Source organism: Paenibacillus popilliae ATCC 14706 (genome assembly GCF_000315235.1).
Classification (GTDB): domain Bacteria; phylum Bacillota; class Bacilli; order Paenibacillales; family Paenibacillaceae; genus Paenibacillus_B; species Paenibacillus_B popilliae.
On the sequence record NZ_BALG01000274.1, the window covers coordinates 1 to 395 of the forward strand.

The window sequence follows — 395 nt, forward strand, 5'->3', positions numbered from 1 at the left end:
GGCGCAGTATAAGCCGCATAAAGCCACATGCAATGAGGAGGCTACAGCCAACACCTTGAACCGAGAATTTGACCAAACGGAGGCAAAACGATTCGTCGTCAGCGACCTGACCTGTGTGAAAGTTCAGAACCGGTGGCATTACATTTGTGTGCTAGTCGATCTGTTTAATCGAGAGATCATCGGCCATAGTGTGGGTTCCCATAAGGATGCCGCCCTGATTTCTCGCGCTTTTGCGACGGTCAAAGGCGATTTGCATCAGATTCGGTGGTTTCACACAGACCGGGGCAGCGAGTTTAAAAATCGACGGATTGTCAAGCCAAGTGCGACAGTTCCTCTGCAAAGGATTCGTGAGCGGACTTCCAGCCCAAACATTTTCGTGGTCGTTGATTGATCAG

The 395-nt window shown here is 50.4% G+C and carries 1 pseudogene; it reads left to right on the forward strand.

The features are described from left to right. Positions 1-115: 115 nt before the first annotated feature. Positions 116-256: pseudogene (locus tag PPOP_RS26050) on the forward strand (IS3-like element IS655 family transposase); the annotation flags it as partial. Positions 257-395: the final 139 nt, after the last annotated feature.